The organism is Agromyces molybdatiresistens (genome assembly GCF_052748445.2).
In genome coordinates this window covers 1,931,312-1,949,950 of record NZ_CM188258.1, presented here as the reverse complement: position 1 = coordinate 1,949,950, position 18,639 = coordinate 1,931,312, and the positions used below count along the sequence as shown (strand labels likewise).

General features: G+C 71.8%; 15 protein-coding genes and 1 tRNA gene. 11 read left to right on the top strand and 5 right to left on the bottom strand.

The window, feature by feature from the left end; all coding sequences use genetic code 11:
• Positions 1–18 precede the first annotated feature (18 nt).
• Positions 19–1,236 (top strand): aminopeptidase, encoded by a 1,218-nt coding sequence (locus ACULK2_RS08990; protein ID WP_445969489.1) that lies wholly within the window; start codon positions 19–21, stop codon positions 1,234–1,236.
• 26 nt (positions 1,237–1,262) lie between these two features.
• On the opposite strand, the gene ACULK2_RS08985 is transcribed toward ACULK2_RS08990, so the two are convergent.
• Positions 1,263–1,335: transfer RNA gene (locus ACULK2_RS08985), tRNA-Val, on the bottom strand.
• A 64-nt stretch (positions 1,336–1,399) separates the two neighbouring features.
• Positions 1,400–1,861 carry a peroxiredoxin gene (locus ACULK2_RS08980; protein ID WP_445969490.1) on the bottom strand — a complete coding sequence of 154 codons (462 nt, stop codon included), beginning with the start codon at positions 1,859–1,861 and terminating at the stop codon, positions 1,400–1,402.
• Positions 1,862–2,020: 159 nt separating this feature from the next.
• On the opposite strand from ACULK2_RS08980, the gene aceE reads away from it, so the two are divergent.
• From aceE to ACULK2_RS08950, 6 genes are all read left to right on the top strand, one after another.
• The gene (aceE, locus tag ACULK2_RS08975) at positions 2,021–4,747 is read left to right on the top strand and encodes a pyruvate dehydrogenase (acetyl-transferring), homodimeric type (RefSeq protein WP_445969491.1); all 2,727 of its coding nucleotides are present in this window, start codon (positions 2,021–2,023) and stop codon (positions 4,745–4,747) included.
• A gap of 14 nt (positions 4,748–4,761) precedes the next feature.
• Complete coding sequence (locus ACULK2_RS08970) at positions 4,762–5,976, top strand: PucR family transcriptional regulator (protein WP_445969492.1); 1,215 nt, start codon at positions 4,762–4,764, stop codon at positions 5,974–5,976.
• A gap of 91 nt (positions 5,977–6,067) precedes the next feature.
• A complete protein-coding gene (locus ACULK2_RS08965) occupies positions 6,068–6,988 on the top strand; it encodes an ACP S-malonyltransferase (RefSeq protein ID WP_445969493.1) in 921 nt (306 codons plus the stop codon).
• 28 nt (positions 6,989–7,016) lie between these two features.
• A complete protein-coding gene (locus ACULK2_RS08960; RefSeq protein WP_445969494.1) occupies positions 7,017–8,021 on the top strand; it encodes a beta-ketoacyl-ACP synthase III in 1,005 nt (334 codons plus the stop codon).
• A 68-nt stretch (positions 8,022–8,089) separates the two neighbouring features.
• Positions 8,090–8,338 (top strand): acyl carrier protein, encoded by a 249-nt coding sequence (locus tag ACULK2_RS08955; protein ID WP_129234072.1) that lies wholly within the window; start codon positions 8,090–8,092, stop codon positions 8,336–8,338.
• A gap of 86 nt (positions 8,339–8,424) precedes the next feature.
• Positions 8,425–9,660 carry a beta-ketoacyl-[acyl-carrier-protein] synthase family protein gene (locus ACULK2_RS08950; RefSeq protein ID WP_445969495.1) on the top strand — a complete coding sequence of 412 codons (1,236 nt, stop codon included), beginning with the start codon at positions 8,425–8,427 and terminating at the stop codon, positions 9,658–9,660.
• Positions 9,661–9,814: 154 nt separating this feature from the next.
• Here the strand turns inward: ACULK2_RS08950 and ACULK2_RS08945 are convergent, their stop codons facing one another.
• Positions 9,815–10,336, bottom strand: coding sequence for a DUF3145 domain-containing protein (locus ACULK2_RS08945; protein WP_445969496.1), 522 nt, complete (start codon positions 10,334–10,336; stop codon positions 9,815–9,817).
• Between the two features lie 221 nt (positions 10,337–10,557).
• Between ACULK2_RS08945 and ACULK2_RS08940 the strand changes: the two genes are divergently transcribed.
• Positions 10,558–11,196, top strand: coding sequence for a PadR family transcriptional regulator (locus ACULK2_RS08940; protein ID WP_445969497.1), 639 nt, complete (start codon positions 10,558–10,560; stop codon positions 11,194–11,196).
• On the opposite strand, the gene ACULK2_RS08935 is transcribed toward ACULK2_RS08940, so the two are convergent.
• Entirely contained in the window at positions 11,175–12,911 is a 1,737-nt protein-coding gene (locus ACULK2_RS08935) for a bifunctional 3'-5' exonuclease/DNA polymerase (RefSeq protein ID WP_445969498.1), read from the bottom strand. The genes ACULK2_RS08940 and ACULK2_RS08935 overlap by 22 nt on opposite strands.
• Positions 12,912–13,061: 150 nt before the next feature.
• Here ACULK2_RS08935 and ACULK2_RS08930 point away from each other — a divergent pair, with 150 nt between their 5' ends.
• The 3 genes from ACULK2_RS08930 (at position 13,062) to ACULK2_RS08920 (ending at position 15,939) form a co-directional block, all read left to right on the top strand.
• Positions 13,062–13,823: a putative endonuclease domain-containing protein gene (locus ACULK2_RS08930; RefSeq protein WP_445969499.1), complete on the top strand. Its 762-nt coding sequence runs from the start codon at positions 13,062–13,064 to the stop codon at positions 13,821–13,823.
• Between the two features lie 114 nt (positions 13,824–13,937).
• On the top strand, positions 13,938–14,414 hold the full coding sequence (locus ACULK2_RS08925; RefSeq protein WP_445969500.1) for an NfeD family protein: 477 nt from the start codon (positions 13,938–13,940) through the stop codon (positions 14,412–14,414).
• A 64-nt stretch (positions 14,415–14,478) separates the two neighbouring features.
• Positions 14,479–15,939: a flotillin family protein gene (locus tag ACULK2_RS08920; protein WP_445969501.1), complete on the top strand. Its 1,461-nt coding sequence runs from the start codon at positions 14,479–14,481 to the stop codon at positions 15,937–15,939.
• 83 nt (positions 15,940–16,022) lie between these two features.
• On the opposite strand, the gene ACULK2_RS08915 is transcribed toward ACULK2_RS08920, so the two are convergent.
• A complete protein-coding gene (locus tag ACULK2_RS08915; RefSeq protein WP_501044984.1) occupies positions 16,023–18,632 on the bottom strand; it encodes a polysaccharide lyase family protein in 2,610 nt (869 codons plus the stop codon).
• Between the last annotated feature and the right edge of the window lie 7 nt (positions 18,633–18,639).

Sequence of the window (18,639 nt, the reverse complement as noted above, 5' to 3'; positions counted from 1 at the left end):
GTCAGTAGCATCCGCCGCATGGCCGACTTCACGACCCCGGAGCTCCTCGCCCGCTACTCGGACGTCGTGGTCCGCGGCGGACTCAACCTGCAGCCGGGCCAGACGCTCGTCGTCCGGGCGCTCGTCGAGCACGCCGCGCTCGTCCGCGCCGTCGTCGAGGCGGCCTACGACGCCGGTGCGGGATTCGTCGACGTCGAGTACCAGGACGACCACGTCCGCCGGTCGGGCATCGTGCACGGGGCCGGCCCCGTGCTCGCGGCCGGCACGCCTCGCGACCGGGCCGCGGCCGAGCGCCTGGAGGAGCCGGGTCTCGCGTTCCTCCGGATCACCGGCAACCCCGACCCGCACCTGATGGACGACGTCGACTCCGCCGCAGCGGTCGCGGCGAACCCCGTCGAGCTCGCCGGACGCGAGCGCGCAGCCCTCATGGCCGGCGGGCTGCAATGGTGCATCGTGGCCGCGCCGAACGCGGGCTGGGCGCGCGCGGTGTTCGGCGAGCCCGACCTCGACCGGCTCTGGCAGGCCGTCGGCACCGCGGTCGGTCTCGACGCCGACGACCCGGTCGCCGAGTGGCTGGCCCATACGGCCCGCCTGCGGCGGCGTGCGGCCGCCGTCGACGCGCTCGACCTCACGGCCGTGCGGTACACAGGTCCCGGCACCGACCTCGAGATCGGCCTCCACCCGAAGTGGCGATGGATGGCCGCGACCATGCAGACCTCCGCCGGGGTGGAGTACAGCCCGAACATCCCGACCGAGGAGGTGTTCACGTCGCCCGATCCCACGCGGGCGGACGGCACGATCGCGACGACCCGGCCGTTCCTGCTGTTGCCGTCCGGGGTGCTCGTCGACGGGCTCGAGCTCACGTTCGAGGGCGGCCGGATCGTCGACGCGACCGCGGACCGCGGGCTCGACGCCGTGCTCGCACAGCTCGACTCGGACCCGAACGCGCGCCGGCTCGGCGAGGTCGCGCTCGTCGACGGCGCATCGCGCGTTCGACGCGCGGGCGTCCTCTTCCACGACATGCTCTACGACGAGAACGCCGGCTCGCACATCGCGTGGGGGCAGGGATTCCCGATGGTCGTGCCCGACGGCGATGGGTCGGCCGGGGTGAACCGCGTGGCCGCGGTGCACACCGACGTCGTGGTCGGCGGTCCGGGGGTCTCGATCACAGGCGTGGCGGCCGATGGCCGCGACGTGCCGATCATCGACGACGACGCGTGGGTGCTCCCGGCCTGATCGCGGGAACGGAGGGACGTCGTGGGTGGGCCCTGCCGGGCTCGAACCGACGACATCCACGGTGTAAGCGTGGCGCTCTACCAACTGAGCTAAAGGCCCCCACCGCGCGCAGCGGTACTCCGATCGTAGCGTCGCGAGCCCGCGGCATCCGCTCGCCCTCGCCTCACCCGAGCGAGTCGAGGGCCCCGCGGTACGCATCGAGCGGGCGCGCCTCACCCGGAGCGGCCTCGAACGACGAGCGGATGACGCCGTCGGCGCCGATCGCGAACGAGGCGCGTCGTGCGTACCCCGCGCGCTCGTCGAACGCGCCGTAAGCGCGTGCCGTCGCGCCGTGCGGCCAGAAGTCGGACAGGAGCGCGAGGCCGACGCCCTGCTCCTCGGCCCAGGCCCTGAGTGCGTGCTTGGAGTCGACCGAGGCCACGAGGAGCTCGGCCCCTGCGGCGTCGAACACGGGCCGGGCGCCGTCGAGCTCTGCCAGCTCCCGGGTGCAGATGCGAGAGAACGCGAACGGCACGAATGCGAGCACCACCGGGCGGACGCCGCGCCGGTCGGCAAGGCGCTGCGGGGCGCCGTGCAGGTCGGGCAGTGCGAAGTCGGGCGCGACCGCCCCGGGACCGAGGATCACGGCGCCTCCCTCGGGTGCTGACCGGACGCGCCCCAGCCTAGGCCGTCATGCAGCGGCATAGAATCACTAGGATGGCGTGGTGCCCCCGACCGTGACCCGGTCTTCGTCGTGCGCAACGCATGGATCAGAGGCACGATCTGCTGAAGAGAGAGGTCGAGTGTGACTGTCAACGACCAGGACCCGTACTCGGTCGAGGCGATGGACTCCGATCCGGAGGAGACCAATGAGTGGGCCGAGTCCCTCGACGCCCTCGTCGCCGAGAAGGGCCACCAGCGCGGGCGTGAGATCATGCTCAGCCTGCTCAAGCGCTCGAAGGAGCTCCACCTCGGCGTCCCCATGGTGCCGACGACGGACTACCTGAACACGATCGCGCCCGAGAACGAGCCGGAGTTCCCCGGCGACGAGGACATCGAGCGCCGCTACCGGGCGTGGATCCGCTGGAACGCCGCGATGCTCGTGCACCGCGCGCAGCGCCCCGGCATCGGCGTCGGCGGCCACATCTCGACCTACGCGTCGTCGGCCGCGCTGTACGAGGTGGGCTTCAACCACTTCTTCCGCGGCCAGGACCACCCGGGCGGCGGCGACCAGATCTTCATCCAGGGCCACGCCTCCCCCGGCACCTACGCGCGCGCATTCCTCGAGGGCCGGCTCTCCACCGACCAGCTCGACGGCTTCCGCCAGGAGAAGTCGCACGCCCCGAACGGCCTCTCGTCCTACCCGCACCCGCGCCTCATGCCGGAGTTCTGGCAGTTCCCGACCGTGTCCATGGGCCTCGGCCCGATCAACGCGATCTACCAGGCGCAGGCGAACAAGTACCTCACCAACCGCGGCATCAAGGACGCCTCCGACCAGCACGTCTGGGCCTTCCTCGGCGACGGCGAGATGGACGAGGTCGAGAGCCGTGGCCAGCTCCAGGTCGCCGCCAACGAGGGCCTGGACAACCTGACCTTCGTCATCAACTGCAACCTGCAGCGCCTCGACGGTCCGGTCCGCGGCAACGGCAAGATCATCCAGGAGCTCGAGAGCTTCTTCCGCGGCGCAGGCTGGAACGTCATCAAGGTCGTCTGGGGCCGCGAGTGGGACGACCTGCTCGCCCGCGACCAGGACGGCGCGCTGCGCAACCTCATGAACGTCACGCCCGACGGCGACTACCAGACCTACAAGGCGGAGTCCGGCGCGTACGTGCGCGAGAACTTCTTCGGCCGCGACCCGCGGGCGCTCGAGCTGGTCAAGGATCTCTCCGACGACCAGATCTGGAACCTCAAGCGCGGCGGCCACGACTACCGCAAGGTGTACGCGGCGTTCAAGGCGGCGACCGAGCACACCGGCCAGCCCACCGTCATCCTCGCCAAGACCATCAAGGGCTACGGCCTCGGTCCGGCCTTCGAGGGTCGCAATGCGACGCACCAGATGAAGAAGATGACGCTGGACAACCTCAAGACGTTCCGCGACACCATGCGCATCCCGATCTCCGACGCGCAGCTCGAGGAGAACCCGTACCTGCCGCCGTACTACCACCCCGGTGACGACGACGAGGCGATCCAGTACCTCCACGAGCGTCGCCGCGAGCTCGGCGGCTACCTGCCGGAGCGGAGGACGAACCACACCGCCATCTCGCTGCCCGACGACTCGGCGTACGCGATCGCCAAGAAGGGGTCGGGCACGCAGGAGGTCGCGACGACCATGGCGTTCGTCCGGCTCCTGAAGGACCTCATGCGGTCCAAGGACTTCGGCAACCGGATCGTCCCGATCATCCCCGACGAGGCGCGCACCTTCGGCATGGACGCGTTCTTCCCGAACGCGAAGATCTACAACCCGATGGGCCAGCACTACACGTCGGTCGACCGCGAACTGCTCCTGGCCTACAAGGAGAGCCCGCAGGGCCAGATCGTGCACGTCGGCATCAACGAGGCCGGCGCGCTGGCCGCGTTCACGGCCGTCGGCACCTCGTACTCCACGCAGGGCGAGCCGTTGATCCCGATCTACGTCTTCTACTCGATGTTCGGATTCCAGCGCACGGGCGACGCGATGTGGGCGGCGGGCGACCAGATGGCGCGCGGCTTCATCATCGGCGCGACGGCCGGCCGCACCACGCTCACGGGCGAGGGCCTGCAGCACGCCGACGGGCACTCGCCGCTGCTGGCGTCGACGAACCCCGCGGTCGTCTCCTACGACCCGGCCTACGGCTACGAGACCGGCCACATCGTACGGTCGGGCCTGCAGCGCATGTACGGCGGCGACCACGAGGACCCGAACGTCATGTACTACCTGACGGTCTACAACGAGCCGCTCGTGCAGCCGGCCGAGCCGGAGGGCGTCGACGTCGAGGGCATCGTCAAGGGCATCCACCGCGTCGCGGAGGGTTCGGGCGACGGGCCGAAGGCGCAGCTGCTCGCGTCCGGCGTCGCCGTGCCGTGGATCATCGAGGCCCAGCACCTGCTCGCGCAGGACTGGGGCGTTTCGGCCGACGTCTGGTCGGTGACCAGCTGGTCCGAGCTCGCGCGCGACGGCCTGGCCGCCGACGAGCACAACTTCCTGCACCCCGAGGCCGACCGCCACGTGCCCTACCTCACGCAGAAGCTCGCAGGCGCGCGTGGCCCGTTCGTCGCGGTGTCCGACTACATGCACGCCGTGCAGGAGCAGATCCGCCCGTACGTCCCCGGCCAGTACGCAACGCTCGGCGCCGACGGCTTCGGCTTCTCGGACACGCGCCCGGCGGCGCGTCGCTTCTTCAAGATCGACGGACCGTCGGTCGTGGTTCGGACGCTGCAGATGCTCGCCGAGCGAGGCGAGGTCGACCGGTCGCTGCCGGCGCAGGCGATCGAGCGGTACCGGCTCCACGACGTCAACGCGGGCACGACCGGCAACGCCGGCGGCGAGAGCTAGCAGGCGTCGAGACGGTGGCAGCGAAGCCCAGGACCAAGGCGGAGACGCTCGCGTGGTTGCGGACCATCTCGGGTGAGTTGTCCACGCAGACGCTGAAGCGCCTGGAGGACACGCTGCCCTGGTACGGCGAGATGCCGCCGAGCCGCCGTTCGGCGGTGGGCCTCGTGGCCCAGGCGGGCATCTCGTCGTTCATCGCCTGGTTCGACGACCCGAAGTCGACGCCGTGGATCGCGGCGGACGTGTTCGGCGCGGCGCCGCGGGAGCTGCTCCGCTCGGTGAGCCTGCAGCAGACGCTCCAGCTGATCCGCGTGACCGTCGAGGTCGTCGAGGAGCGCGTGAAGGACGGCGGCGAGCCGCTGCGGGAGGCGATCCTGCTCTACTCGCGCGAGATCGCCTTCGCCGCCGCCGACGTCTACGCACGTGCCGCCGAGGCGCGCGGCCTCTGGGACGCGCGCCTCGAGGCGCTCGTGGTCGACTCGATCCTCTCGGGCGAGTACGACGACGAGCTCCCGAGCCGCATCGCGGCGCTCGGCTGGCACGGGCACGGCGAGGTCGCGGTGCTCGTGGGCACCGCTCCGAAGCTCTTCGACGTCGACCAGGTGCGCCGTGCTGCCCGGCACATGCACGCCGACGTCCTGATCGGTGTCCAGGGCAACCGCCTGGTCGTGGTCATCGGCCGCGCGGAGCCGCGCGGCGCCGAATCCGAGGAGTCGGTCGGCACCGCGCCCGCGCTGTCCTTCATGGAGATCGCGACGCAGCTCGAGTCGAACTTCGGGCCCGGGCACCTCGTGCTCGGCCACGAGGTGCCGAACCTCGTCGACGCGTCGAAGAGCGCCAAGGCGGCACTCGCGGGCTTCGCGGTGGCGCGGTCGTGGCGGCATGCGCCGCGCCCGGTGCACGCCGACGACCTGTTGCCCGAGCGCGCGCTCGCGGGCGACCCGCTCGCGCGTGCGACGCTCGTGCACCGCATCTACCGCCCGTTGCAGGCGCACTCGACCGAGCTGCTCACGACGCTCTGGAGCTACCTCGACAACGGCCGCTCGCTCGAGGCGACCGCGCGCGAGCTCTTCGTCCACCCGAACACGGTGCGCTACCGCCTGAAGCGCGTCTCCGACGTGATCGGCTGGGATGCCACGGGCGCCCGCGAGGCGTTGATCCTGCAGTCGGCGCTCATCATCGGGTCGATGAGCGACCATGAGTCGGCGCCGCGCCGCCGTCCCGCGAACTGATCCCCGGCATGTACTGCCAAGACAAGGGTCCGGCGAATACCTTGTGGCGAGTGCACACACATCGCTCCGCCGGGATTGGCAGACTGAGACGGTGATCGTCGTCGTCTGCCCTGGTCAGGGCTCCCAGACCCCCGGCTTCCTCGCCCCCTGGCTCACCGAGCCGGCGTTCGCCGACCGCCTCTCGGGCCTCTCCGAGGCCGCGGGCGTCGACCTCGCGCTGCACGGCACCGAGAGCGACGCCGACACGATCCGCGACACCGCGATCGCGCAGCCGCTCATCGTCGCGGCCGGGATCCTCGCCTTCGACGCGCTCACGGCCGACGGCCGCGCCGCTCGTGTCGGCGGCGTGGCCGGCCACTCCGTGGGCGAGATCACCGCCGCCGCCGCGACGGGCGTCCTCGGCGACGCCGAGGCCATGCGCTTCGTCGGTGAGCGGGGTCGGGCGATGGCGGACTCCGCGGCGCTGGTCCCGACGGGCATGAGCGCCGTCATCGGCGCCGACGAGGCCGAACTGCTCTCGCGCCTCGAGTCCCTCGGGCTCGAGCCCGCGAACTTCAACGGCGGCGGCCAGATCGTCGTCGCGGGCGCGCTCGACGCACTCGAGCAGCTGAAGGCCGAACCCCCCGCGGGCGCACGAGTCATCCCCCTGCAGGTGGCCGGCGCCTTCCACACCCGCTACATGCAGCCCGCACGCGACCGCCTCGCCGCCGTCGCGTCCGCGTTCTCCCCTGCCGATCCCGCGCTCACGCTCTGGACGAACCGCGACGGTTCGACCGTGGCATCCGGGGCCGACTTCGTCGACCTGCTCGTCGGCCAGGTCGCCTCGCCCGTCCGCTGGGACGCGTGCATGGCGTCCTTCGCCGACGCCGGCGTGACCGGGATCATCGAACTCGCGCCCGCGGGCGCGCTCGTCGGCCTCGCCAAGCGCGCGCTGAAGGGCGTGCCGACGGTCGCCGTGAAGACCCCCGACGACCTGCCCGCCGCGATCGAGCTCCTCGAGCAGGCCGCCTGAACCCCGCACCCACGACACGAGAGAACGCATGACGCACCCCACGCTCAGCCAGTCGACCGGACCCGCCTACACCCGCCTGTACTCGGTGGGTGCCGCGCGCGGTGAGAACGCCGTGCCGAACGACGACCTCGTCGGGCCGATCGACTCGTCCGACGAGTGGATCCGGCAGCGCACGGGGATCATCACCCGCGTGCGCGCCGGCGCCGACGTCCTCGCGGTCGACCTGGCGACCGACGCGGGGCGCGAGGCGATCGAGCGGTCCGGCATCGCGCCCGAGCAGATCGACCTGGTGATCGTCGCCACCATCTCGAACGTGCAGCAGACGCCGTCGATCGCCGCGGTCGTCGCCGACCGCGTGGGCGCGAACCCGGCGGCGGCGTACGACATGAACGCCGCGTGCGCGGGATACGCCTACGCCGTCGCCCAGGCCGACGCGCTCATCCGCGCCGGGGCCGCGCACTACGCGCTCGTCATCGGCGCCGAGAAGCTCTCCGACGTCGTCGACCCGACCGACCGCACGATCTCGTTCCTGCTCGGCGACGGTGCAGGCGCGGTCGTCGTCGGCCCGAGCGACGAGCCCGCCATCGCCCCGACCATCTGGGGTTCGGACGGCTCGAAGGCCGGCGCAGTGGGCATGAACCACACGCTCACCGAGTTCCGTGACGGCGCCTCGGAGTGGCCGACGCTCCGTCAGGAGGGCCAGACGGTCTTCCGGTGGGCCGTGTGGGACATGGCGAAGGTCGCCAAGGAGGCGCTGGATGCCGCTGGCGTCACCTCCGACGACCTCGCCGCGTTCATCCCCCACCAGGCGAACATGCGCATCATCGACGAGTTCGCCAAGCAGCTGAAGCTGCCCGAGTCGGTCGTGATCGGCCGCGACATCGCGACGACCGGCAACACGTCGGCGGCGTCCATCCCGCTCGCGATGCACCGCCTGCTCGAGGAGCACCCCGAGCTGTCGGGGGGCCTCGCCCTCCAGATCGGCTTCGGCGCCGGACTCGTGTTCGGCGCCCAAGTGGTGGTTCTGCCCTGAGCCGCCGACCCCCGTCCATCTAGACTGTGTCTCGGTCATACGAGACACCCCCTGCAAGGAGAAGAACCATGGCATCGACCCGCGAAGAAGTGCTTGCCGGCCTGGCCGAGCTCATCAACGACGAGACCGGCATCGCGACCGACACGGTCGAGGCGGACAAGTCGTTCACCGACGACCTCGACATCGACTCCATCTCGATGATGACGATCGTCGTCAACGCCGAGGAGAAGTTCGACGTCAAGATCCCCGACGAAGAGGTCAAGAACCTCAAGACCGTCGGCGACGCCGTCGACTTCATCGTCAACGCGCAGGCCTAGGAACGTGCGGACGGGCCGGCACCTGCCGGCCCGTCCGTTCCGTTCCATCGCCTGACGTTCCCATCGCCCCATCGGAGTGACTTCGTATGACCAAGAAGATCGTGATCACGGGCATCGGTGCGACCACGCCGATCGGCGGCACCGCCCGTGACAGTTGGAAGGCCCTGCTCGCCGGTGATTCCGGCGCGCGCACCATCGAACAGGAGTGGGTCGGGAAGTACGACCTGCCCGTGACCTTCGCCGCGTCGGCCAAGGTGCAGCCCGCCGACGTGCTCGAGCGCCACGAGCTCAAGCGACTCGACCCGTCCAGCCAGTTCGCCCTGATCGCCGGGCGTGAGGCGTGGGCCGACGCCGGCGCACCCGAGGTCGCGCCCGAGCGGCTCGCCATCGACTGGGCGACCGGCATCGGCGGCGTCTGGACGCTGCTCGACGCGTGGGACACCCTGCGCGAACGCGGCCCGCGGCGCGTGCTGCCGATGACCGTGCCCATGCTGATGCCGAACGGCCCCGGCGCCGCGGTCGGCATGGACCTGCACGCACGCGCGGGCATCCGCACCGTGGTGTCGGCCTGCGCGTCGAGCACCGAGTCGCTCGTCAACGCGTGGGAGCACCTGCAGGACGGCGTCGCCGACGTCGTCATCGCCGGCGGCTCCGAGGCTGCGATCCACCCCGTCACCATCGCGTCGTTCTCGTCGATGCAGGCGCTCTCGCGCCGGAACGACGACCCGGCGATCGCGTCGCGCCCGTACGACGTGGGCCGTGACGGCTTCGTCATGGGCGAGGGCGCGGCAGCGCTGGTGCTCGAGACCGAGGAGCACGCGAAGGCGCGCGGAGCGCGCATCTACGCCGAGCTGCTCGGCGGGGCGATCACGAGCGACGCCTACCACATCACCGCGCCCGACCCCGAGGGGTCCGCTGCGGCGCGAGCGATGAAGGCCGCGATCGAGGGCGCCGGGGCCAGCCTCGGCGACGTGCGCCACGTGAACGCGCACGCCACGAGCACGCCGGTCGGCGACATCGCCGAGTACAACGCGCTCCGCCGGGTGTTCGGCGACGCGCTCGACGACATCGCCGTGACCGCGACCAAGGCGTCGACCGGGCACCTGCTCGGCGGGGCCGGCGCGATCGAGTCGATCTTCACGGTGATGGCGCTCCACGAGCGCACCGCTCCCCCGACGATCAACCTCGACGAGCAGGACCCCGAGATCCCGCTCGACGTGGTGACCTCGCCGCGTCCGCTCGGCGAGGGCGACCTCATCGCGATCAGCAACTCCTTCGGGTTCGGCGGGCACAACGCGGTCGCCGCGTTCCGCGCCGTCTGACGATGAGCGGATGCCGCGGCATCCGTCGCATGCATCGGGCCCCGATCGCCTCACGGCGTCGGGGCCCGATCCAGTCCACCGCTCTCGGTTTCGCTCGTACGCCTCCGGGACCTCGGTCGACCGGTCGACGCGTCACGCCACCGTGCGGTGCGCGTCAGCCCACGCGATGCAGCCAGACGACCGGGGCGAAGTCGCTCGCATGCCGGAACGGCTCGAGCTCGTCGTCCCACGCCTGGCCGAGCGCGAGCCGCAACTCGCGATGCAGTTCGCCGGCGTCGAACGCCGCGACCTCCATCGCGTAGCGGATGCGATCCTCGGGGATCACGACGTTGCCCGCCGTGTCGATCTGGGCGTAGAACACGCCGAGTTCCGGCGTGTGCATCCAGCGGGCGCCGTCGGTGCCGAGTCCCGGGTCCTCGCTCACCTCGAACCGCAGCTGCTCCCACCCGCGCAGGGCCGAGGCGATGCGGGCGCCCGAGCCCGGCTCGCCCGTCCACGAGAACTCGGTTCGCAGGGCTCCGAGCAGCACCGGCTGCTCGGTCCACTCGAAGTTCACGGGCGTGCCGAGTGCGCGGCCGACCGCCCACTCGACATGCGGACCGACGGCCCGCGGCGACGAGTGCACGAACAGCACGCCTCGCGCGGCGCGCTGGGCCCGCGTGACCTGTTCCGCCATCTCCTGCTCCGTTCCTCGTGAGGTGCGTCTTCCCCTACGACCTCTGGACCGGTGCTCGATGGCGCGGCGTGTTCGGTTGCGACGAGCGAGTCGTCAGGTCGAGTATGCCCCGCATCCCGCGCCCTGACAAGGGAGTTCCGCGGCGATCCGCGGCGCGGGGCTGCTCGGCCCGCTAAACTCCCTACTCGGTGAGTGATTCCGATCGACGGTGAGGAGGCGACGTGGCCGTCCGCGATGCGCTCCTGGTGCTGCTCATGAACGGACCCGCGTACGGTTTCCAGTTGCACGGCGACCTCGCCGCACGCACCGGGGGCCGGCGCGAGGTGAACGTCGGCCAGACGTACGCGACGCTCGACCGGCTGACGACGCAGGGCCTCGTCGAACCGGCCGGTGCGACGGACGACGGGCTCCCGCTGCACCGGCTGACGAGTGCGGGGCGGGCAGCGGCGGATGCCTGGCTTGGCGGGACGGACGGCGCCGGCGCCGACCCGTGGCATGAGAGCGTCGACCGCGTGCTCATCGCCGTCTCGATGCCCGACGTCGATGCGGCGCCCGTGCTCGCGGGCGAGCGCGCGCGCTGGCAGGTGCGACGCGATGCGGCGGATGCCTCGGTGGGGGCCGGGCCCGATGGGAGCGGGGTGCCCGATGCCCGCTCGTCGCTCGCGGCGACGGCCGCCGCCGCCGAGGTCGCGCGCGCTGACGCCGCGCTGGCATGGCTCGACGGCGTCGCGGCATCCGACCTCGACGGTTCGGCCTTCGCGCCGAGCGCCGAACGCCCGCGTCGCGGTCGACGACCGGCGCGCGCCGCGGCCTCGCCTCCGGCGTCGGCTTCCGCCGATCAGGCCCCGGCCGACGCGTAGCTCTCGGTCACGGCGAGATCGAGCGGGAACTCGACCGGCGCCTCGCCGAAGAGCAGGCGCCCCGCTTCGGCGGCCGACTCCCTGACGGCGTCGGCGACCGCGTCGACGAGCTCGGCGGGCGCGTGCACGATCAGTTCGTCGTGCAGGAAGTACACGAGGTGCGGCACGCGCCGGAAGACGGGCCCGGACGCCACGGCCGGCTCCCCCGTCTCGCCCATGGCCGCGAGGCGAGTCCGCACGCCCGCGAGCCAGCAGAGCGCCCACTCGGCCGCGGTGCCCTGGACCACGAAGTTGCGCGTGAATCGGCCCCAGTCGCGCGCGGACGACCGCGCCCGGCGTTCGTCGGCGGGTGTGGCATCGGGTTGCGACGCCGCGGCCTGCGCCGCATGCCAGGACGGCGGCGGCAGCGGCGACGATCGGCCGAGCAGCGTGGTCACCTGCCGGCCCGCCTCGCCGTCGCGCGCGGCCCGGTCGACGAGCGCCATGGCGCGCGGGTACGCGCGGGCGAGCTGCGGCACGAGACGGCCGCTGTCGCCGGTCGTCGCGCCGTACATCGCACCGAGCAGCGCGACCTTGGCCTCGTCGCGCGTGCTCACCACCCCCGCGTCGACGATCGACCGGTACATGTCGCGGCCGCGCCCGGCCGCCGCCATCGCGGGATCCCGTGCGAGCGCGGCGAGGATGCGGGGCTCGAGCTGCGAGGCATCCGCCACCACCAGGCTCCAGCCGGGGTCGGCGACGACCGCCGCCCGCACGGCCTTCGGCAGCTGCAGCGCGCCGCCGCCGGACGTCGCCCAGCGACCGGTGGCGGTGCCGCCGGCGACGTAGTCGGCGCGGAACCGCCCGTCGACGATCCACTCGTCGAGCCAGCCCCACCCGTTCGCCGAGAGCAGGCGCGCGAGGCGCTTGTACGCCAGCAGCGGTTCGACGGCGGGATGCTCGTGCTCGCGCAGCTCCCACTTGGCCGTGGAGTCGACGCCGATGCCCGCCGCGCGGAGTGCGCGGAGCAGGTCGGCCTGCGAGTCGAGGCGGAGCGCCGGTGCGCCCAGCTCGCTCCGCACGACCTCCGCGAGCTCCTCCATTCGGGCGGGCTTGCGCCCGAGTGTCGGACGGGGCCCGAGCGCAGCCTCGAGGACGCGCTCATGCACGACCCGCCGCCATGGCAGGCCGGCGGCGTGCAGCTCCGCGGCGATGAGCGCCCCGGCCGACTCGGCGGCGAGCAGGAGCCGCATCGCCGCCGGTCGATCGGATGCCTCGGCCAGCGCGACCTGGCGATCGTGCTCGCCCACGAGCTCGGCGGCCGTCGGCGCCGCCGCTCCGACGCCGGGGGCGACGTCGAAGTCGAACAGCGCGGGGCCCCGGTCGACGGATGTCGCGGGCGCGGCCTCGAGGTCGACCCCGCCCTCGGCGGGGCCCTCGGGCAGCCAGGCGGGTCGATCGCGCACGATCGATCCGGCAGCGGCCGTCGTTGTCGACGTGGCGAGGATCGCGCCGCACAGGCGCAGGTCGTGGCACCTCGCGACCCGGATGCCCGCCGCCAGGAGCGTCGGCGCCCACTCCCGCGTATCGCGCCAGACCCATCGCGGAGTCGCCGTCGCCTCAAGCCGGGCGATCTCGCGCGGCGCGTCCGGGACGGCGACCTCGGAGCGCACCCCGCCGTCCGGGTCGAGGAACTCCACGCGCCCTGCGCCCGTCGTCGCGATCGCGATCCGCACGGCTCGATTCTGCCCCGCGCCGCCGACATGTCCGCGCGCGCCGGCGCGCGGCGTCCGCGCGGCCGCGTGCGGCGTCTGCGCATCGTGCCGTCCACGATCCCGTGTCGGTGGCATCCGCGACCATGTCGTCATGCGAGGACGGCGGGCGACATGGTCGCGGTGAGGTTCGGGTGCGGGCACGGCGCAGATGCCGAGGACCCCGGCGCGGTGGCCCTGCGGCGCGCGTGCCCCGTCTGCATGCTCGTGCACGAGACGCAGCGCAGCCGCGGCGAGCTGCTCGGCCGGGTGACGCCCGCGCAGCGTCGGCGGCTCGCCGCAGAGACCCGCATCGGCGCCGAGTACGACTGGACCTGCGTGCGCGGCCACGACCGGTACCGGGCGAGCGTGGTCGACGTGCTGACCGGCACGGGCTGCGCGAAGTGCCGCGCCAACGCTGCGGCTCCCGGCGCGGCGCGCGAGGCCGGCATGCCGTTCATGAAGCACGGTTTGCGGGTGGGCACGTCCATGACCGAGCAACGGCTGCGAGTGCTGCTCGGTGAGCGGATCCGGCTGCATCACCGGGCGAACGCCGTGCGCACCGCTCGCATGTTCCACGGCCGGCAGGAGGTCTGGCCCGACATCCTCGTCGCCGAGCTGCGCGTCGCGATCGAGTACGACGACCCGGGGCGCTCAGGGCGGGCCCACCGAGGGCTCAAGGAGGGCTCCGATGTCGAGAAGGACGAGGCGCTGCGCGAGGTCGGCTGGGAGGTCATCCGTATCCGTGGCGGCGGGCTCGAGCCGTTGGGGCCCTACAGCATCCCGTGCCGCGGCATCACTCCTGTCGTCGCCGACGAGGTCGTGCGCCTCCTGCGCGTCATCCGAGGGGATGCCGCGGTCGACGCGCTGCTCGTCCGCCCCGCGGCGGCATCCTGAACCCGTTGCAGAGCCGTGACGCGCGACGGTGGCGCTGCTCCGAGCCCCGCCGATAGGGTGAGGGCGGTCTCCGCTTGACCCGGGCGGAGACGTCGTCGTGCAGAGAGGCCATCCGTGCTGCTCCCCTTCCTCATCGTCGGAGGCCTCGGCCTCGCCCTGCTCCTGATCTCGCTCGTCATCGGCGACGTGCTCGATCACTTCGAGATCGGCGACGGCGCGATCTCGGGCACGGCCCTGGCCATCGGCATGACGGTGTTCGGAGCGGCCGGCGCACTCACCGCGAGCAGCGGGCTCCAGCTCGTCTGGGCGTACGTCGTCGCCGGCGCGCTCGCGATCGTCGCGTACGTCGTCGCCGTCCTCACCGTGCGCTCCCTCGCGCGATCCTCCGACGGCGAACCGGCCTCGGCACTCGGGCTCACCGGCGTGGCGACCGCATCGATCTCCCCCGCCGGCGGCGAGGTCAGCCTCGATGGCCCCGGCGAACTCGAGCGCCGACTCGCCTACGCCGATTCCCCGATCGACGAGGGCGCACGCGTGCGCGTCATCGCCCACGCGGGCAGCCGCGTGAAGGTCGTCGCCGACCAGTCCTGACCCTCGGGCGTCGCACCGCGACATCCGTCATCCCCCGCACCACCGACCCGAACCGGAAGGACCCATGACCCCCGAGATCATCCAGATCGGCGCCATCCTCGCGATCGTCGTCGCGTTCCTCGGCCTCCTCGGCTTCATCGCCGGCCGCATCCGCCGCGTGCCCCCGAACGAGGCCCTCGTGATCGTGGGTCGCGCGGGCGGCCGCGGCGCCGCCGAGTCGGCCGGGCAGCGCGTCGTCATCGGCGGCCGCACGTTCGTGTGGCCCATCCTGCAGCAGGGCTTCCCGATCTCGCTCGAGCAGCGTCAGATCGGCATCACGGTCGAGGGCGTCGACCGCAACCGCATCAAGATCGCGATCAAGGCGTCGATCAACTTCAAGGTCAGCGGAACCGAGGAGGGCGTGCGCCGCGCGGCCCAGCGATTCCTGTCGCAGCAGGACCTGCTGACCGAGATCATCTCGGAGTCGCTCGAGGGCTCCCTCCGATCGATCGTCGGCGACATGACGATCGAGCAGATCATCTCCGACCGCAAGTCCCTCTCCGACCGCGTCGTCGCGGAGACGAAGACCGACCTCGCCGAGCAGGGCCTGCAGGTCGACCTGCTCAACATCAGCGACATCTCCACGCCGGGCAGCGACTACCTCGCGAACCTCGGTCGCGCCGAGGCGGCACGCGCGCGCCAGGTGGCCGAGGTGAGCGAGGCCGAGGCCGCGCGCGCGAGCGAATTCGCGCGCATCGAGGCCGCCGAGCAGATCGCGGAGCGCCAGAAGGCGCTGAGCCTGAAGCAGGCGACGATCAAGGCGGAGACCGACCGTGCCAACGCGGAGGCGGAGGCCGCCGGCCAGCTCGCCAAGGCCGAACAGGACAAGCTGGTCGCCGTCGAGGAGCGCGACGCCCTCTCGGAGCAGGCGCTCGTGACGCAGGAGCGTCTCGACATCGAGATCCGCAAGCCCGCCGAGGCGGAGGCGTACGCAGAGGTCCAGCGCGCGACCGCGAAGCGCGACGCCGCGAACGCCAGCACCGAGGCCGAGGCGTACAAGCGCACCAAGATCGCGGAGGCGAACAAGGTCGCGGCCGTCCAGGACGCCGAGGCCGCCGCATCCGCCGTCCGCTTCGCCGGTGAGGCCGAACGCGACCGCCAGGTGGCGCTCGCCGCGGGTATCCGCGCCGAGGGCGAGGCGCGCGCCGACGCCATCCAGGCCGAGGGCGTTGCCGAAGCCGCAGCGACCGACGCGAAGGCCGAGGCGCTGAAGAAGTACGGCGAGGCCGCCCTCGCGCAGGAGATCATCTCGCGCCTGCCCGAGATCGTCCGCGCCGCCGCGGAGCCGATCTCCAACATCGACACGTTGACGGTCGTCTCGACCGACGGCGCGTCGGCGATGACGAAGACCGTGGGCCAGGTGCTCGGCGAGGGCACGGAGGTCGTCAAGTCGCTGACCGGGCTCGACGTCGGCGCGATCCTCGCAGGTCTCGCTGGCGGTTCGATCGTGGCCGCGAACGACGGCGCGAAGCACAGCGCGGGCTGACTCCGCGGCCTTCGCGCCGGCTCGAGGGCCGATCCGGATGCACCGGATCGGCCCTCGGTCGTTTCCGGCGACGCGACTGGGGTTCAGCGGATCTCGAGGCGGATCGAGTCGTAGGCGGTCTCGTTCCAGAGGTGCTCGGCCCCTGCGTTGATCTGCAGGGAGATCCGGTTGCCCTCCGGCTCCAGCAGCGCTGCATCGAAGGTGAACTCCCTTCGATAGGTGCGGCCGCCGCAGCCGCTTCGGTAGGTGGCGCCGCGCGCATCGTCGGGCTGGAAGGTCCAGACGAACGGCTCACCGTTGACCGTGATCGTCAGGTTGCTCTCCTCCGGCGGCACGGGAAGCGCGGAGCCCATCGACCAGGCCGCGAGCCACACGGACAGGGTGGCCTGCGCTCCAGGCGGCGGAGCCTCGTCGAGGTCGAACAGGATCCGCCACGGGCGCTCCTGGCGAGTCGTGTGGATCCGGTACGTGGTCTGCGCCGACGCGTCGCCGCCCGTCACCTGGATCTCGATCACCGCGCGCCGCTCGTCGAGGGGGACGGTGAGGCCCTGGTCGGGTACCGCCACCCCGTCGATCGCAACCCGCGAACCGGCGCGGCCGATGGCGCGGACGGTCACCGACTGCTGGTCGTGCGGCAGGTCCACGGCGAAATCCGATCGGAATGCGCTGAAGTCGGGGACGAGCTCCGCTCCGTCGACGCTGAGGCTCTCGAGCAGGGGCACCGCCGCCTCGGCGGACAGGATCTCGACGGAGTTGATCCGGCCGTCTCCGCCGGTCGTCAAGTCGAGCCTGCCCGCGTCGACGGTCACGCTGGCCGTGTGCACCGCGTACTCGCCGCTGCCCGCATCGAGGTCGACGAATGCGCCGCCGTTGAACGAGATCCGGCTCTTGTTCGAGGCGATGGCGTCGCCGGAGGTGACGGTCACGTCGTACACGCCGTTCGGCAGGTCCACCGAGAACGTGTAGCCCGAGCCGACGGTGAAGTCACGCTGCAGGTCGCCGTCCTGTTCCCGGTCACGGTAGCTGACCACACGATCGAGTCCGAACCCCGCCCCCGAGCTGTAGAGCGTGTTCTGGGCCACCCGCTCGTAGCCCTGGGCGAGCGGGCTCCCGGTGCTCCCGAAGTCGAAGAGCCGGATGCCGTCGACGTCGTCGGGAAGCACCGAGCCCTCCGGGGCCTGGATTGCGTAGGCGCGCTGGTACTGGATGTAGTTCCAGTCGGCCTCCGTGCTCTGGCCGACGGTGTAGGTCACGCCGTCGGGAAAGTCCTCGTGGAACGTCCCGAACAGGCCGTACTGGCGGAAGTCCTTCCCGTTCCGGTACTCGACGGAGGTCCGGTTGGGCGAACCGATCTGGAAGACCGACCGGCCGTGGCTCTCGGGCTCCCACACCATCCGGCCGAGCCGGATGTCCTGACCGGCACCGACCTCGACGTCGTCGATCACGTACTCTCCCCAGAGTCCGTCGCCGTAGATCGTGAGCCGGTAGGTGCCCGGCCGCACACCTTGGACGTCGAACTGACCGCCCTCGTCGATGTCGGCCCAGTAGTTGTAGCCGAGCACGGTGCGCTGCATCTCGACGCGATTGTCGGACAGCACCACGACCGCACCCTTCAGGCTGGGCACGCCGGGGACCTGCGCCATGCCGCTCACGCGGGAGCGTTCGGCCGTGGGGGTCCACCCCTCCACGGCGAGTCGGTCGTAGAACCCGGCGTGCGCGGCGAACCGCGCGTGCCGGGCGGCATCCCGTCGCATCGCGCGCGCATCGTCGCCCGTGTTGAAGTACACGAAGTACGGGCCGTACGTCTTCTGCCATGCCTGGCCCGCCTCGACGCGCACCGGCGGCGCGCCGTAGTGGGTCGCGTGCGGCTCGACGAGCAGCACCGGGCCACCGCTGGTCTGGTGGAGGATCAGGTCCTGCCGGGCCGGGCCGCCCGTGAAGGCCTCGAGGTTCGGGAGGGCGGCCCACATGCCGAAGCCGTTCCCGTACAGGCCGTGGAGGTCGTGGTCCTTCATGTAGACGGCCCAGTCGTACTTCGTGTAGTGGCGGCGCGGATACGACGACCCGGTGTCCTTCAGGTCATAAGTCGCGTCCATCACCATGGGCGCGCGCGACAGCTCCCCCGCCGTCGGCATCCTCGCCGCAGCCTCCCGCCACGGGTTGCCGATGTCATCGTCCGGCACCGAGGCGTGGGTGAAGGTGTCGCCGGCCGTGTAGAAGACGTACCGGTGCTGGTCGATCCGGAATCCGTGGAACTCCGCGGGGTGGTCGTAGCTGTACGCGAGATGCACTCCCGCCTCGCCCGACCGCACGATGTGGTGGCGAGTCAGCCAGCAGGGCATGTCCCCCGACGGGCTGTACCGGAAGGCGATGTCGACGAAGTCCTGCTCGCGTCGGATGTCGATCCGGTTGGCCGCCGGCGGCAGCGGCAGGCCCGCGCCCTCGCGTACCGCGTTCATGTCGTAGTTGCCGCGGCCGACCATGTTGACACCGTTGTAGATCAGCGAAGTCATCCGACCATTCGACTTGTTCATCACCAGACGGATGACCCCGTTGTCGACGGTGATCTCGCTCGCAGTCTCCGTCAGCGCCGGCGGCTCAGCCGCGACTGCCGCTGCCGTTAGTGGCTGTGTCAGTGGAATCATGGCCGTCGCACTGACTCCGAGGATCTTCCCGAACGTTCGCCGCGTCATTGCGTGA

Coding starts and splice junctions, on each gene's coding strand:
- ACULK2_RS08915 (WP_501044984.1), bottom strand. CDS start 18,632: ATGACGCGGCGAACGTTCGGGAAGATCCTCGGAGTCAGTGCGACGGCC.
- ACULK2_RS08955 (WP_129234072.1), top strand. CDS start 8,090: ATGGCATCGACCCGCGAAGAAGTGCTTGCCGGCCTGGCCGAGCTCATC.
- ACULK2_RS08920 (WP_445969501.1), top strand. CDS start 14,479: ATGACCCCCGAGATCATCCAGATCGGCGCCATCCTCGCGATCGTCGTC.
- ACULK2_RS08950 (WP_445969495.1), top strand. CDS start 8,425: ATGACCAAGAAGATCGTGATCACGGGCATCGGTGCGACCACGCCGATC.
- ACULK2_RS08960 (WP_445969494.1), top strand. CDS start 7,017: ATGACGCACCCCACGCTCAGCCAGTCGACCGGACCCGCCTACACCCGC.
- ACULK2_RS08930 (WP_445969499.1), top strand. CDS start 13,062: ATGGTCGCGGTGAGGTTCGGGTGCGGGCACGGCGCAGATGCCGAGGAC.
- ACULK2_RS08990 (WP_445969489.1), top strand. CDS start 19: ATGGCCGACTTCACGACCCCGGAGCTCCTCGCCCGCTACTCGGACGTC.
- ACULK2_RS08945 (WP_445969496.1), bottom strand. CDS start 10,336: ATGGCGGAACAGGTCACGCGGGCCCAGCGCGCCGCGCGAGGCGTGCTG.